This is a genomic window from Streptomyces sp. NPDC090045 (genome assembly GCF_044747975.1).
GTDB lineage: Bacteria > Actinomycetota > Actinomycetes > Streptomycetales > Streptomycetaceae > Streptomyces.
Genome location: NZ_JBIVFA010000006.1, coordinates 297,616 through 311,253, shown reverse-complemented (window position 1 = coordinate 311,253; position 13,638 = coordinate 297,616). Strand labels below are relative to the sequence as shown.

Sequence of the window (13,638 nt, the reverse complement as noted above, 5' to 3'; positions counted from 1 at the left end):
AGCTCCTTTCAGGCCGAGACGAGGTAGGAGAAGACCGACTCGAGGGACTCGTCGGAGGGCGAGACCGTCAGCAGCCGGATGTCGTTCGCGCGGGCCACACGGGGCAGCAGCTCCGTGAACCGGCCGAAGTCGACGGCCTGGATGCGCAGCGCGCCCTCCTTCAGGTCGACCTCGATGCCGGCCGTGGAGGGGTCGGCGATCAGGGCCGCGGCGAGGGCCCGGTCGTCGGAGGAGCGGACGAGGTAGCGGTGCGGGCGGTCCGTCATCAGGCGCCGGATCTTGCGGAAGTCGCCGGACGCGGCGTGCCGGCCGGCGACGACCACCTCGATGTGCGAGGCGAGCTGCTCGACCTCCTCCAGGATGTGGGAGGAGAACAGGACGGTGCGTCCCTCGTCGCCCATGCGTCGCAGCAGGTCCATCAGCTGCATGCGCTGGCGCGGGTCCATCCCGTTGAACGGCTCGTCCAGGAGCAGCACGGACGGGTTGTGGACGAGGGCGGACGCCATCTTCACGCGCTGGCGCATGCCCTTGGAGTAGGTGGAGATCTTTCGGTCCTGGGCGTACTCCATCTCGACGGTGGCGAGCGCCCGCTGGGCGTCCGCGTCGTCGAGGCCGTGCAGCTCGGCGTTGGCGACGACGAACTCCCGGCCGGTGAGGAAGTCGTACATCGCCTCGCGCTCGGGCACGACACCGATCTGCTTGTAGACCTGCTCGTTCTGCCAGATCGGCGCGCCGTCGAGGGTGACCGTTCCCGTGGAGGGGGCGAGGAAGCCGCCCATCATGTTGATGAGGGTGGACTTCCCCGCGCCGTTGGGACCCAGGAGCCCGGTGACACCGGGTCCGATGCGCATGGTCACGTCGTTGACGGCGACGACGTTCCCGAACCAGCGGGAGGTGTGGTCGATGTCGATGGTGGTCACAGCCCGGCCTTCCGGTAGCGGGCCATCAGGGCGGCGTAGGAGCCGGCGATGAGGCCGAGGGCGACGAGCAGGTAGACGGCACCGACGCCGGCCGAGGGACCCTCGCCGCCGGGGAAGGCGGAGGTCGCGTTGAGGAACGCGGTCTGTACGCCGTCGATGAGGGTGATGGGGGAGAACAGGCCCATCCACTCGATGGCTCCGGCGTTCCCGGTGCTGTAGGCGATCCCCTGGACCGCGGTCACCGCGCCGAAGGGGATCAGGAGCACCGCGATGATCGCGGCGACGCCGAACCCGCGGCGCGGGGTGAGCGCGGCCATGACCAGGCCGAGGCCGGAGAAGAGCAGCGACAGCAGCAGAACCGACACGAGTCCCTGCCCGAATCCCTTGGTCTGGTGGGCGAAGTCGAACTTCGCCAGGAGCGACCCGATCCACATGATCAGCAGCGGGGTCGCGGTGAGGATGAACAGGGCCGAGGCCATGGCCGCGTACTTGGCCACGACGTAGTCGACGCGTTCGATGGGCCGCGAGAAGTAGAGCGGCACCGTCTTGAAGCGCAGGTCCCGGGAGACGGACTGCGGTGCCTGGGAGGCGAGGAAGAGGCCGATGATCACCTGGGTGGTCAGGGCGTACGTCGTGTACTTGATCGGCAGGTCGGTGGAGCCGGGCACCGCGATGGCGACCGCGACGATGATCAGCGCGGGGACGCACATCACCGCGAAGAGGATCATCGGCAGGACCTTGGACTTGGCCGAGCGGCCGAGTCCGTAGGCGCCGCGCAGGGACTGCGAGAACAGCGACTTGCGGGCGTAGGCACGGCCGAGCCGGGGCCCGTCGTAGGACCGGTAGCCGATGTTGTGGATCTGGGTCGACGTCTCAGGCGCCATCGGAACCGGCTCCCTTCTGCTGGACGGAGTACGCGGGCTGGTCGCTGTCGCGGAAGACCTCCGCGATGTGGTGGCGGCGCTGCTCCATGCGGACCAGGCCGATGCCCAGGTCGGCGACCGTGTCGCGGACGGTGTCGTAGGTGTGCTCGCCGGAGGCCTCGACGAGGAGGATGTGGCCGGCGCCGGGCAGGCCCTGCTCGCTGCCCTCGTGCAGGACGACGCCTGCCTCGGTGAGCGCCTTGCGCAGGGCGGCGGTGCCGTCCGGGTGGGTGTCGGAGTCGGTGACCTCGACCGCGAGGGTCGTGGTGATCTGGGTGAAGTCGCTGGTGGAGCTGGAGCGCAGCAGCTTGCCGCCGTCGACGACCACCACGTGGTCGCAGGTCCGCTCCAGCTCGCCGAGGAGGTGGGAGGTGACCAGGACGGAGATGCCGAAGTCCGTGTAGACGCGACGGATCAGGCCGAGCATCTCGTCGCGCCCGACCGGGTCCAGGCCGTTGGTCGGCTCGTCGAGGAGCACCAGCTGGGGGTCGTGGACGAGGGCCTGGGCGAGCTTGACGCGCTGCTTCATGCCGGTGGAGTAGCCGCCGATGGGGCGGTAGCGCTCCTCGTACAGCCCGACGTGGCGCAGGGTGTCGGCGGTGCGCTCGCGGGCCGCGGTGGGCGGCAGCCCGGACATGCGGGCCATGTGGACGACGAACTCGGTGGCCGAGACGTCGGGTGGCAGGCAGTCGTGCTCGGGCATGTAGCCGACGCGTTCACGGATGGCACTGCCATGCGTTTTGACGTCGAGGCCGAGCACGGCGGCGCTGCCCTCGGTGGCGGGGGACAGTCCCAGCAGGATTTTGATCAGCGTGGACTTGCCGGCTCCGTTGGCACCCACGAGGCCGGTCACACCAGGCCCGATGTCCAGGGAGAGCCGGTCGAGGGCGGTCACTCGGGGGTACCGCTTGCTCAGGCTTTCGGTCGCGATGACAGTCACGGGTTCGACGTTAGTGGGGGAGCCCTCGCGAAGCGTCAGACCTTGAGTGGGATCCCGTCTCCGCCTTGAGGCGTACGTACCCGTACTGGAGGCTGATGTGGACCGGACAACTTTATCCACAGGTCTGTGCACGACCCTTGACGTGATCTCCAGTCATTGTCACATTCATCAGTGTCAAGTTACGGGCGCGTACGGCTAGACGGATGGACGGGCTGACATGGCTGGGGACACCAAGCAACGCACCGCGCGACTCTCCGGACGACTCTCCGCCGATCTGGACGGGTTCAGAGAGGTGCAGCGCCTCTCGTACGAGTGCGCCGAGGCCGTCGCGGCCCAGCTGCGGCCCGGCGTGACCGAGCGCGAGGCGGCGCGCATGCAGCGCCAGTGGCTGCGCGACCGTGGCGTGCGGGACTGGTTCCACCTGCCCTTCGCCTGGTTCGGGGACCGCACCGCCTTCGCGAACTTCAGGATCCCGCTGCAGTTCTTCCCGACCAACCGGAAGCTGGAGCCGGGGATGCCCTTCATCCTCGACATGGCGCCGGTCTACAAGGGCTACGCGGCCGACATCGGGTATTCGGGCAGCCTCGGACTGAATCCGGTGCAGGACAGGCTCATGTCCGACCTGCAGGCCCACCGCGTACTGATCCTGGAGCAGGTGCGGGAGCGCCGCTCCCTGCGCGAGATCTACGAGAACGTCGAGCGGCTGATGACCCGGCAGGGGTACGCCAACCGGCACCGGGCCTATCCGTTCGGCGTGATCGCGCACAAGATCGACCGGGTCAAGGAGCGGCGCTGGTCGCCGACCGCGTTCGGCTTCGGCACCCAGTCCCTGAAGGGCCTGGCCGGCGACGCGCTGCACGGGCACCGTGAGGGCTGGTCCCCGCTGTGGAGCCCGTACCACTTCTCCGACCACCCGCCGCAGCCCGGACTGTGGGCGGTGGAGCCGCACCTGGGATTCCGGGGCACCGGCGCGAAGTTCGAGGAGATCCTGGTCGTCACCGACTCCCGGGATCCCGAGGAGAGCGCGTTCTGGCTGGACGACGACCTGCCGCACGTGCGGCGCTGGGCCGAGGAGAAGGCAGCATGAGCGACATGAGCGGAGCAGGAGTGGCAGGGCTTGCGGGTGCGCGCGAGCGCCGGGTGAGCACCGGAGGGGTCGAGCTGTCGGTCGTCGAGCTCGGCGAGGCGGACCGCCCGACCGTGCTGCTGGTGCACGGCTACCCGGACAGCAAGGAGGTCTGGTCGGAGGTCGCCGAGCGGCTCGCGGCCCGCTTCCACGTGGTCCTCTACGACGTACGCGGCCACGGGCGCTCCACCGCGCCGCAGCCGCTGCGCGGCGGATTCACCCTGGAGAAGCTGACCGACGACTTCCTGGCGGTGGCGGACGCGGTCAGCCCGGACCGGCCCGTGCACCTGGTCGGCCACGACTGGGGCTCCGTACAGGGCTGGGAGTTCGCGACGGTCGGCCGTACCGAGGGCCGGATCGCGTCCTTCACCTCGATGTCGGGGCCCTCCCTCGACCACTTCGGCCACTGGATCAAGAAGCGGATGACGCGGCCCACCCCGCGCGCGGCCGCGCAGCTCCTCGGCCAGGGCGCCAAGTCCTGGTACGTCTACATGCTGCACACCCCCGTGCTCCCGGAGCTCGCCTGGCGCGGGCCGCTCGGCAGGCGGTGGCCCGCGATGCTCCAACGCCTCGAGAACGTTCCGGCCGGCTCGTACCCGACGGCCTCGCTGCCCTCGGACGCGGCGCACGGCGCCTGGCTCTACCGCGACAACGTGCGGTCCCGGCTGCGCCGGCCGCGCCCCGACGCGTACGCCCACGCGCCCGTGCAGCTGATCACCCCGACCGGGGACTCCTTCCTGTCCGAGCGGCTCTACGACGGCCTGGAGCACTGGGCTCCGGACCTGCTGCGGCGCACCCTGCCCGCCAAGCACTGGGTGCCCCGGACCCGGCCGGACCAGCTGGCCGCCTGGATCACCGAGTTCGTCACCTCCCGTGAGGAACCGGCCACGCGGGCACCGGAGCGCAAGGCCCCGGGCCGGTACGCCGACCGCTTCGGCGGCCAGCTGGTCCTGGTCACCGGCGCGGCCAGCGGCATCGGACGGGCCACCGCCTTCGCGTTCGCCGAGGCCGGGGCCCGGGTCGTGGCCGTCGACCGCGACGCCGAAGGCGCGGCGCGCACGGCCGACATGGCCCGCCTCGTGGGCGCCGCCGAGGCCTGGGCCGAGTGCGTGGACGTCAGCGACGAGCAGGCGATGGAGAAGCTCGCGGTGAAGGTCGCCGCCGAGTACGGGATCGTGGACATCCTGGTCAACAACGCCGGGATCGGCCTGTCCGGAGCCTTCCTCGACACCACGGCCGAGGACTGGAAGAAGGTCCTGGACGTCAATCTGTGGGGGGTCATCCACGGCTGCCGGATCTTCGGCAAGCAGATGGCCGAGCGCGGCCAGGGCGGGCACATCGTCAACACCGCCTCCGCCGCGGCCTACCTGCCCTCCAGGACCCTGCCCGCCTACAGCACCTCCAAGGCCGCGGTGCTGATGCTCTCGGAGTGCCTGCGCGCGGAACTGGCGTCGAAGTCGATCGGCGTGTCCGCGATCTGCCCCGGCATCGTCAACACCAACATCACGGCCACCTCGCGCTTCGCGGGGGTGGACGAGGCCGAGGAGAAGCGCCGCCAGGAACGCTCCTCGCGGCTGTACGGGCTGCGCAACTTCCCGCCGGAGAAGGTCGCCGACGCCATCCTGCGCGCCGTGGTCCGCAACGAGGCCGTCGTCCCGGTCACGCCCGAGTCCAAGGGCGCCCTGTGGATGTCCCGCTACGCCCCGCGCGCCCTGCGGCGCATCGCACGGCTGGAGCCCAAGCTGTGAGCGCGGGCTCGTACCCGATCGCCCCGCGCCGGGACCTGCCGCCCGTGTGGAGAGAGCCCGGCACGGCCATATCCCCCTACTTCCGGCGGTCGTACCATCCCTCGCAGGAGGGCTCGCTGCGCAGGGCGGTCGAGTACCTTGCGGCTTCACCTGCCGTCCGGGCCCCGGCGGGCGCGGTCGGCCGAGCCGCGATGTCGTAGGGAGCCGGGATTGTCCGATCAGGCGGTGGCCGAATACCGGATCGAGGATCTGGCGCACCACAGCGGGGCGACGGTGCGCACGATCCGGGCGTACCAGGATCGCGGGCTGCTGCCCAAGCCGGAGCGGCGCGGCCGTTCCAACGTCTACCGGGACACGCATCTGGCGCGGCTGCGCCAGATCGCGGACCTGCTGGACCGCGGCTACACCCTGGCCTCCATCAAGGAGTTGCTGGAGGCCTGGGACGCGGGACGCGGACTGGGCGGCGTACTGGGGCTGGTCGCCGAGGTGCACGGGCCGTGGACCGACGAGGAGGCCGCGTGGATCAGCCGGGAGGAGCTGAACGAACGGTTCGGCGGCCGGCCGGACGACGAAGCGGTGGGCGAGGCGTGCGAGCTGGGGGTCCTGGAGCGGATCCCCGGGCGCCCGGACCAGTTCCTGGTGCCTTCCCCGCAGGAACTGGCGGTGGCCGCCGAGCTGTATGCGGCCGGGGTGCCGCTGCAGGCGATCACCGGCCACCTGCGGGAACTGCGCGGGCAGGTGGAGCACATCGCCTCGCGGTTCCTGGAGTTCACCACCGAGCACGTCTTCGCGCGCTACCTCGGGCAGGTGCCGCCCACGGACGCGGACGCGGCGGAGGCGGCGACGATGGTGCGGCGGCTGCGCCCGCTGGCCCAGCAGACCGTGGACGCGGAGCTGGCACGGGCGATGCGGCTCTTCGCCACCCGCCACCTGCAGCGGCACCTGGGGGCGGCGGGCACGCCCCAGCCGTCGGGCGCCTCGCCGGTGGCGCTGCCGGCCGGGACGGTACGGGCGGTGCAGGACCTGGTGGGCCCCGACCACGTGGCGGAGTTCGTCCGGGCCGCGACGGAGCGGGAACTCCAGGCCCGGACCATGAACGATCTGGCGCGGCGGGCGGAGCCGGGCCGGTAGTCCACAGGGCGGATCACGCGTTTGCCGTCAAAACCCGCCCAAACGGCTGTGGACAAGTCCCCTTTCCCTGTGGGCAACCGGGGCGGCGTCTCAGCCCACGGACTCGTACGCCGTCTTTTCGGGGCTCGCGCCGCCCCCCGGCGCGGTCTCGGAAAGGGACCCCGGTACGGCCGTCTCGACGGGCACCGCCGGCGCCACCGGCTCCGCGGTCCGCGAGGCACCGGCCCCCGCCCCGGTCCCGCTCCCCGTCCCCCTCCCGTACAGCAGGGCGGCCAGGGCCAGCCCGAGGATCCCGCCGGCCAGCTGGGCGGCGACGAATCCGGGCAGCGACTCCGGGGCGATGCCGGTGAAGGAATCGCTGAAGCTGCGCCCGACGGTGCCGGCCGGGTTGGCGAAGGAGCCGGAGGAGGTGAACCAGATCGCGGCGGCGATGTACGCCGCGACCGCTGCCGGGACGAGCCGGGGGCGCCCGATCCGCCCGAGGCCCTGGATCACGAGGACGAGCCCGGCGGTGGCGACCACCTCGCCGATGAGCAGGTGCCCGCCGTCGCGCACCTGGGTGGAGAAGGCGCCCGGGGTCCGCCCGAACATGGCCTCCGCGAGCAGGGCGCCGCCGATCGCGCCCGCGGTCTGGGCCACGGCGTAGACGAACGCCTCCCGGCCGCCGAGCCCCTCGCCGCCGGTGCGCCGGGCCCACCAGGAGGTGAGGGTGACCACCGGGTTGAGGTGGGCGCCGGACAGCGGCCCGAAGAGGGTGATGATCAGGCCGAGGCCGATGGCCGAGGCGAGCGAGTTGGCGATGAGGGCGACCCCGGTGTCGCGGCTGAGCTCGGCGGCTTGGAGTCCGGAGCCGATCACGACCACGAGCAGGCCCGCGGTTCCGATCAGCTCGGCAGCCGCACGGCGTGACAGAGAGGCATGGGCTGTCATGGTTTCTCCCCTGGGCAGAAGTGGCAGCGGAAAATATATTCCGCATCTTGGAAGAGCGATAGAGGGTGTCCACCCCCGGGCTCCACCGGAAAATCCCTGCCGGAAGACCGCACGAGCGGGCACGCTGGGGCCATGGATGAAAGACGCACCGTGAAGGTGTCGAAGTACGTCTCGAAACACCTGCGACACCAGCCGGAACGGATCGGACTGGTGCTCGACCCCCAGGGCTGGGTGGAGATCGACGACCTCCTGCGGGCGGCCGCCGCCCACGGGTTCCCCTTCAGCCGCGCCGAGCTCGACCACGTCGTCGCCGCCAACGACAAGCAGCGGTTCGCCGTCGACGGCACCCGGATCCGGGCGAGCCAGGGGCACACCGTCGCCGTGGACCTGGACCTTCCGGAGGCCGAGCCGCCCGCGTACCTCTACCACGGCACCGTGGCCGCGGCCCTGGACTCGATCCGCGCCGAGGGCCTGCGCCCGATGGCCCGCCACCACGTGCACCTGTCCCCGGACCGGGAGACCGCGACCCGGGTCGGCGCGCGGCGCGGGCGGCCCGTCGTGCTCGCCGTGGACGCCGGTGCGATGCGTGCGGCGGGGCACGTGTTCCGGATCAGCGCCAACGGGGTGTGGCTGGCGGACGCGGTGCCGCCGGAGTTCCTGCGCTTCCAGTAGCACTTCCGGTTGCGCTTCCAGGAGTGGTTCCAGGAGTGCCACCGGAAGCGCTTTCAGGAGCGGGAATTCACGCTGAGATTGTCCGACCATCCCCCTAATGTGTGTCCCACTCCGGGATCCGTGAGGGGGGCACCTCGCGATCACCGAACCATCCCTGCATGTACGCGAGGTGACGCCCTATGACGTCCACACCCCACAATTTCCAGGTCGATCTGCGCGGTCTGGTGGATCTCCTCTCCCACCACCTGTACTCCAGCCCGCGCGTCTACGTCCGCGAGCTCCTGCAGAACGCGGTGGACGCGGTCACCGCCCGCCACGCCCTCGACCCCGACGCAGAGGTCCGCATCCGGCTGTCGGCGTCCGGCGGCCGCGTGACCATCGAGGACAGCGGAATCGGCCTGACCGCCGACGAGGCCCACTCCCTGCTCGCCACCATCGGCCGCAGCTCCAAGCGCGGCGGCGACGGCGCCATCGCCGCGCACGGCCTGGAGGCCACCCGCCGGGAGTTCCTCGGCCAGTTCGGCATCGGACTGCTCGCCTGCTTCGTCGTGGCCCGCCAGATCCGCGTCGTCACCCGCTCCGCCCGCGACCCCGATGCCGCGCCCGTCGAATGGCTCGCCACGGACGACGGTTCGTACACCGTCCGCGAACTGCCCCACGAGGCGCGCCCGGAGCCCGGCACCACCGTCGTCCTCGAAGCCCGCCCGGGCGCCGCGGAATGGACCGTCCCGGCCACGGTCGAACAACTGGCCCGCGACTACGGCTCCCTGCTGCCGTACGCCATCACCTTCGACGACGGCGAGGGCGGCGAACCGCGCTCCGTCACCGACCGGCCCGCCGTCTGGGACCGGCCCTTCCCGACCCCCGCCGCCCGCCGCGTCGCCCTCGCCGGACACTGCGCGGAACTCTTCGGCTTCACCCCGCTCGACAGCATCGACCTCGACCTGCCGGTCGCCGGCGTACGCGGGGTGGCGTACGTCCTTCCCGAGCCGACCAGCCCCGCCCACCGGGCCGGACACCGTGTCCACCTCAAGGGCATGCTGCTGACCGACCGGGCCGACAACCTGCTGCCGGACTGGGCCTTCTTCGTCCGCGCCGTCATCGACACGGACACCCTGCGGCCCACCGCCTCCCGGGAGAACCTCTACGACGACGAGACCCTGGCCGCCGTACGGGAGGCCCTCGGCGCCCGCGTCCGCGGCTGGCTCGCCGAGCTCGCGGCCAGCGATCCGGAGCGTCTGGCCGCCTTCCTGCGCGTCCACCACCTCGGTGTGAAGTCCATGGCCCGGCACGACTCCGAACTGCTCGGGCTGATGCTGCCGTGGCTGCCGTTCGAGACCAGCGACGGTTCGATGAGCCTGCAGGAGTTCGCGGCCGCCCACACGGACATCCACTTCACGCGCACCGTCGAGGAGTTCCGCCAGATCGCACCGATCGCCGCGGCCCACGGACTCGGCGTCATCAATGCCGGCTACACCTACGACGCGGACCTGCTGGCCCTGCTGCCCGCCGTACGGCCCGAGCTCAAGGTCACCGAGCTGGACGCCGGAGCCGTCACCGAGCGGCTGGACCCGGTGCCGACCTCCGCCGAACTGGAGCTCGCCGCCTTCTTGGCCACCGCGCGCACCCGCCTCGAACCCCAGGGCTGCGACGTGGTGCTGCGCGCCTTCCAGCCCGTCGCCGTCCCCGCGCTCTACCTCGACGACCGCCAGGCCCGCCAGGAGCGCGACCGCACCGCCGCGCTGGAGAGCGCCGACTCCCTGTGGAGCGGCATCCTCGGCGCGCTGCGGGGCTCCGCGCCGCGCGCCCGGCTGGTCCTCAACCACAACAATCCGCTGATCCGGCGGATCGCCGCCCTTCCCGACGAGGCGCTGACGGGCACCGCCGTCGAATCCCTGTACGGGCAGGCCCTGCTGATGTCGCAGCGGCCGCTGCGCCCCGCCGACTCCACCCTGCTCAACCGGGCCTTCCTCGGACTCCTGGAATGGGCGACGCACTCCACCGATGCCCGCGATGCCCAGGAGGACCAGAAGTGACGACGCTGACGCGCGAGGAGATCGTGCGGGGTCTGGCGGAGAACCGCGAAGCGCCGAACGGGGCCGCGCGCAACGCGCACGCCGAGGCCCTGGCCGGTGCGGCGGAGACGAACGGCGACGGCGCACTGTTCCGCGAAGCCCTCGACAACCTGATCACCGCGTATCTCTACAGCTCCGAGTCGTCGAAGATGCTGGTGCCCTTCGCGCGGCTGCTCCAGGAGTACGACAAGGACCCGGGCGCCTTCTCCGAATGGGACGCCCACTCGCTGTTCTGGCAGTTCAAGTGGGTGGCCTCGGCCATCTCCGACTCTCCCGGGATCCCGCTGGAGTCGGCCGCCGGCTGGCTGGACGAGATGGAGCGCCGCTACCGGATCGCGGGCTACAGCGAGCGGCCCGTACGCGAGGCCGAGCTGTGGCTCGCCCATGTGACCGGCGAGGACGAGCGCGCCGAGCGGGCCTTCCGTCGCTGGCTGGCCGCGGAGCGCGACGACATGAGCGACTGCCAGGCCTGCGAGCTCAACGGCCAGGGCCAGTACGCCGTCGTACGGGGCGACGACGCGGAGGCACTGGAGCTGTGGAAGCCCGTGCTCACGGGTGAGCTGGTCTGCGCCGAAGAGCCGCACCGGGTCCTGGCCACCTCGTTGCTGCCGCTGCTGCGGCTCGGCCGGACCGACGAGGCGCGCTCGAACCACCTGCGCGGCTACCGCATGGCCCGCGGCAACGACAGCCTGCTGCCCTCGGTCGGCAGGCACATCGAGTTCTGCGCGCTCACCGGCAACGAGTCGCGCGGCCTGGAGATCCTGGCCGAGCACGCCGCCCACGTGGCGCCGCTGGCCAACCTCGACGACCGGCTGGCCTTCCACGGCGGCATCCTCGTGCTGCTGCGCCGTCTGCAGGAGCTGGGACACGGCCGGATCCCGGCCGTCTCCTACGAGGGAACCCCGCGTACGGTCTCCGAGCTGTACGAGGTGCTCCACGCGGGCTGCCTCGACATCGCCCGGCAGTTCGACGCGCGCAACCGCACGACCCGGGTCTCGGACCGGTTCCTCGCGCGGGTGGGCCGGGAGCCGCTGGTGGGCACCCTGCCGCTGGGGGTGCGCAGTGCGGAGCTGCCCCGGACCGACACGGAAGGTGCTGCTGCCACCGCCGGCTCCACCGCCTCCGCCTCCGCCGTCCCCACGCCGTTCGTGGCGCCCACCGGGTTCGCCGAGCTCGTGGAACGGGCCCGCGGCGCCCGCGACCTGGGTCATCCGGGTGCGGACGCGCTGTGGGCCGAGGTTGCGGTACGGGTGGACGCGCAGCCGGATCCCGATCCGCTGGTCCGCGCCGACCTCGCGGACCAGCAGGCCCTGGCCGCCGCACGGCGGGGGGCCGAGGAGGCTCCGCAGCTCCTGGCCGCGGTGCGCGACGGCTACCGGGCGCTGGGCCGGGCGGAGCGCGCGGCGCTCGCCGAGCTGCGGCTGGCCAGCGTGGCCGCGCAGTCGGGGGACGCGCCCGAGCAGATCCGGGACCTGCTGCGGATCGCCCTGCGGTCCGCCGAGGCCTTGGACGCCGCCGAACCGTTGCGGGTCCGGCGGATCGCGCTCGCGGAACTGACGGCGATGCGCGTGGAGTCGTACCTGCGCTCGGTCGAGGCGGCCGGCCCGGACGACCACCAGGACCACCACCACGGCGGGGACCAGGAGCACGCCCACGGGGAACTCGCCGCGGAGCTGACCGCCTTCATCTCCGCCTACGAGCACGGTGCGGCGGACCTGGTCTCGGAGGCCGAGGAGATGCTGGGCCGGGTGGCCCTCGCCCAGGGCGACCCGGAGCGGGCCGTGCCGCTGCTCGCGACGTCCGCCGCGCGGGCGGTCACCGCCGGCCGACCGTGGCAGGCCGTGGACCCGCTGGTGCTGCGGGCCGGGGTGCTGATGTCGCTCGAGCGGCTCGAGGAGGCGGAGGACGCCGCGCGGGCCGGGCTGGAGCACGCGGCCGAGCTGACCGACGCCGAGGCCCAGGGCGTCGTACGGCTGACCCTCGCGGACATCCTGCTGCGGCGGGGCGGGTCGGCGCAGGAGGCCGCTGCGCTCGCACTGGCGGGAGCCCACTGGTTCGACCAGGCCGGTCTCACCGCGGACGGCGGGGCGCAGGCCCGGCTGCTGCTGGCCCGGGCCTACGCGCGGGAGGAGAGGCCCGCCGAGGCCGCGGAGGTCCTGCAGTCGGCACTGCCCGACCTGCTGGAGCACGGTGACGGGCAGGCGGTGTTCGTACGGGAGTTCCTGGGCGACCTGCTGCGCCGGCTGAACGAGCCTCGGCCGGCCGCGGAGCAGTACCTGCTGGCGGCGGAGGTGACCAAGGGCTGGGAGGATCCGCGCCCGCAGGCGAGCCTCGCACAGTCGGCCGCCGACACCCTGTCCGACGCGGGGCTGACCGCGGAGGCGGTCGCCGCCTACGAACGGGCCCTGGAGCTGCACCGGCTGACGGGGGAGGCCCCGGTCGCCGAGGTGCGGGTGCTGCGCTCCCTGGCCTGGCTGGGCCTGCGCGAGGAGGTCACGGCCACGGCGGTGGAACAGGCCCGGGGCCGGATGACGGAGGCCGCCGAGGTGCTGGAGGCCGCCCTGGCCGCGGATCCCGGAGCCCCCGAGCTCCGCTCCGAACTCGCCCAGACCTGGCACCAGCTGGCGCAGGTGCTCGACCGGCACGTCAGCACGAACGAGGACGCAGCCGAGGCCGAGGCCGCTGCCGACGCCGGCGGGGTCGAGGCCGCTGCCGACGCCGACGCCGGCGCCGGCGAGACCGAGACGCCGTCGGCCCGGCTGAGCCGCGCGGAGGCCGATGCGCTGCGCCTGGAAGAGATCGAGCTGTGGGACCGGGCCGCCCGCGCCTACGCCGCGCTCGGGCCCGACCATCTCCGGGACCGGTTCCAGTGCCTGAACAACGCGGCCTGGACGGAGCACGAGCGGGGCGACGCGAAAGCCGGCGCCGCGCGTGTCTCCACGCTGATCGACGAGGCCCGGGCGCTGCCCGAGGGCGAGCTGCCCGACTGGCTCCTGCCCTCGGCGGAGCGTCTCCTCGCGCAGCTGAACGACGGCGCGTAGGGCCTCGGTCGTGGGCCCGCCCCGGGGGGGGGGGGCGGCGCCCCCCCGGGGCCCCCCGGGCGGGGGGGGGGGGCCGCGGGGGGTTAAAAGGACTAGAGGCCGGACGGCGGCGGGGTGGGAGAGAGCGGAGAG

General features: G+C 72.5%; 10 protein-coding genes. 6 read left to right on the top strand and 4 right to left on the bottom strand.

What is annotated here, in order from left to right:
- Window positions 1-8: 8 nt before the first annotated feature.
- From ACIPYQ_RS19005 to ACIPYQ_RS18995, 3 genes are read right to left on the bottom strand one after another with little or no spacing between them, the layout of a single operon-like run.
- Window positions 9-920 carry an ABC transporter ATP-binding protein gene (locus ACIPYQ_RS19005; protein WP_401252435.1) on the bottom strand — a complete coding sequence of 304 codons (912 nt, stop codon included), beginning with the start codon at window positions 918-920 and terminating at the stop codon, window positions 9-11.
- Window positions 917-1,804 carry an ABC transporter permease gene (locus tag ACIPYQ_RS19000; protein WP_361753280.1) on the bottom strand — a complete coding sequence of 296 codons (888 nt, stop codon included), beginning with the start codon at window positions 1,802-1,804 and terminating at the stop codon, window positions 917-919. The genes ACIPYQ_RS19005 and ACIPYQ_RS19000 overlap by 4 nt, the downstream gene beginning before the upstream one ends.
- Window positions 1,794-2,783 carry an ABC transporter ATP-binding protein gene (locus ACIPYQ_RS18995; protein WP_361753278.1) on the bottom strand — a complete coding sequence of 330 codons (990 nt, stop codon included), beginning with the start codon at window positions 2,781-2,783 and terminating at the stop codon, window positions 1,794-1,796. The genes ACIPYQ_RS19000 and ACIPYQ_RS18995 overlap by 11 nt, the downstream gene beginning before the upstream one ends.
- Before the next feature lie 217 nt (window positions 2,784-3,000).
- Here ACIPYQ_RS18995 and ACIPYQ_RS18990 point away from each other — a divergent pair, with 217 nt between their 5' ends.
- The 3 genes from ACIPYQ_RS18990 (at window position 3,001) to ACIPYQ_RS18980 (ending at window position 6,788) form a co-directional block, all read left to right on the top strand.
- Window positions 3,001-3,870: a M24 family metallopeptidase gene (locus tag ACIPYQ_RS18990; protein ID WP_401252431.1), complete on the top strand. Its 870-nt coding sequence runs from the start codon at window positions 3,001-3,003 to the stop codon at window positions 3,868-3,870.
- On the top strand, window positions 3,867-5,657 hold the full coding sequence (locus tag ACIPYQ_RS18985; RefSeq protein WP_401252428.1) for an SDR family oxidoreductase: 1,791 nt from the start codon (window positions 3,867-3,869) through the stop codon (window positions 5,655-5,657). Before ACIPYQ_RS18990 ends, ACIPYQ_RS18985 begins: the two co-directional genes overlap by 4 nt.
- A gap of 210 nt (window positions 5,658-5,867) precedes the next feature.
- Window positions 5,868-6,788, top strand: coding sequence for a MerR family transcriptional regulator (locus ACIPYQ_RS18980; RefSeq protein WP_361753272.1), 921 nt, complete (start codon window positions 5,868-5,870; stop codon window positions 6,786-6,788).
- A gap of 90 nt (window positions 6,789-6,878) precedes the next feature.
- Here ACIPYQ_RS18980 and ACIPYQ_RS18975 read toward each other — a convergent pair whose 3' ends face one another.
- Window positions 6,879-7,718 carry an aquaporin gene (locus tag ACIPYQ_RS18975; protein ID WP_401252424.1) on the bottom strand — a complete coding sequence of 280 codons (840 nt, stop codon included), beginning with the start codon at window positions 7,716-7,718 and terminating at the stop codon, window positions 6,879-6,881.
- A 132-nt stretch (window positions 7,719-7,850) separates the two neighbouring features.
- Between ACIPYQ_RS18975 and ACIPYQ_RS18970 the strand changes: the two genes are divergently transcribed.
- The 3 genes from ACIPYQ_RS18970 (at window position 7,851) to ACIPYQ_RS18960 (ending at window position 13,506) form a co-directional block, all read left to right on the top strand.
- Window positions 7,851-8,390, top strand: a complete 540-nt coding sequence (locus ACIPYQ_RS18970) for an RNA 2'-phosphotransferase (protein ID WP_401252421.1) — start codon at window positions 7,851-7,853, stop codon at window positions 8,388-8,390.
- 179 nt (window positions 8,391-8,569) lie between these two features.
- Window positions 8,570-10,426 (top strand): HSP90 family protein, encoded by a 1,857-nt coding sequence (locus tag ACIPYQ_RS18965; protein ID WP_401252418.1) that lies wholly within the window; start codon window positions 8,570-8,572, stop codon window positions 10,424-10,426.
- A complete protein-coding gene (locus ACIPYQ_RS18960; RefSeq protein WP_401252415.1) occupies window positions 10,423-13,506 on the top strand; it encodes a tetratricopeptide repeat protein in 3,084 nt (1,027 codons plus the stop codon). Before ACIPYQ_RS18965 ends, ACIPYQ_RS18960 begins: the two co-directional genes overlap by 4 nt.
- The last annotated feature ends 132 nt before the right edge of the window (window positions 13,507-13,638 follow it).

Bases quoted from the DNA above. Each gene is read 5' to 3' on its own strand.
- ACIPYQ_RS18965 (WP_401252418.1), top strand. From the start codon at position 8,570: ATGACGTCCACACCCCACAATTTCCAGGTCGATCTGCGCGGTCTGGTG.
- ACIPYQ_RS19000 (WP_361753280.1), bottom strand. From the start codon at position 1,804: ATGGCGCCTGAGACGTCGACCCAGATCCACAACATCGGCTACCGGTCC.
- ACIPYQ_RS18975 (WP_401252424.1), bottom strand. From the start codon at position 7,718: ATGACAGCCCATGCCTCTCTGTCACGCCGTGCGGCTGCCGAGCTGATC.
- ACIPYQ_RS18985 (WP_401252428.1), top strand. From the start codon at position 3,867: ATGAGCGACATGAGCGGAGCAGGAGTGGCAGGGCTTGCGGGTGCGCGC.
- ACIPYQ_RS18990 (WP_401252431.1), top strand. From the start codon at position 3,001: ATGGCTGGGGACACCAAGCAACGCACCGCGCGACTCTCCGGACGACTC.
- ACIPYQ_RS18970 (WP_401252421.1), top strand. From the start codon at position 7,851: ATGGATGAAAGACGCACCGTGAAGGTGTCGAAGTACGTCTCGAAACAC.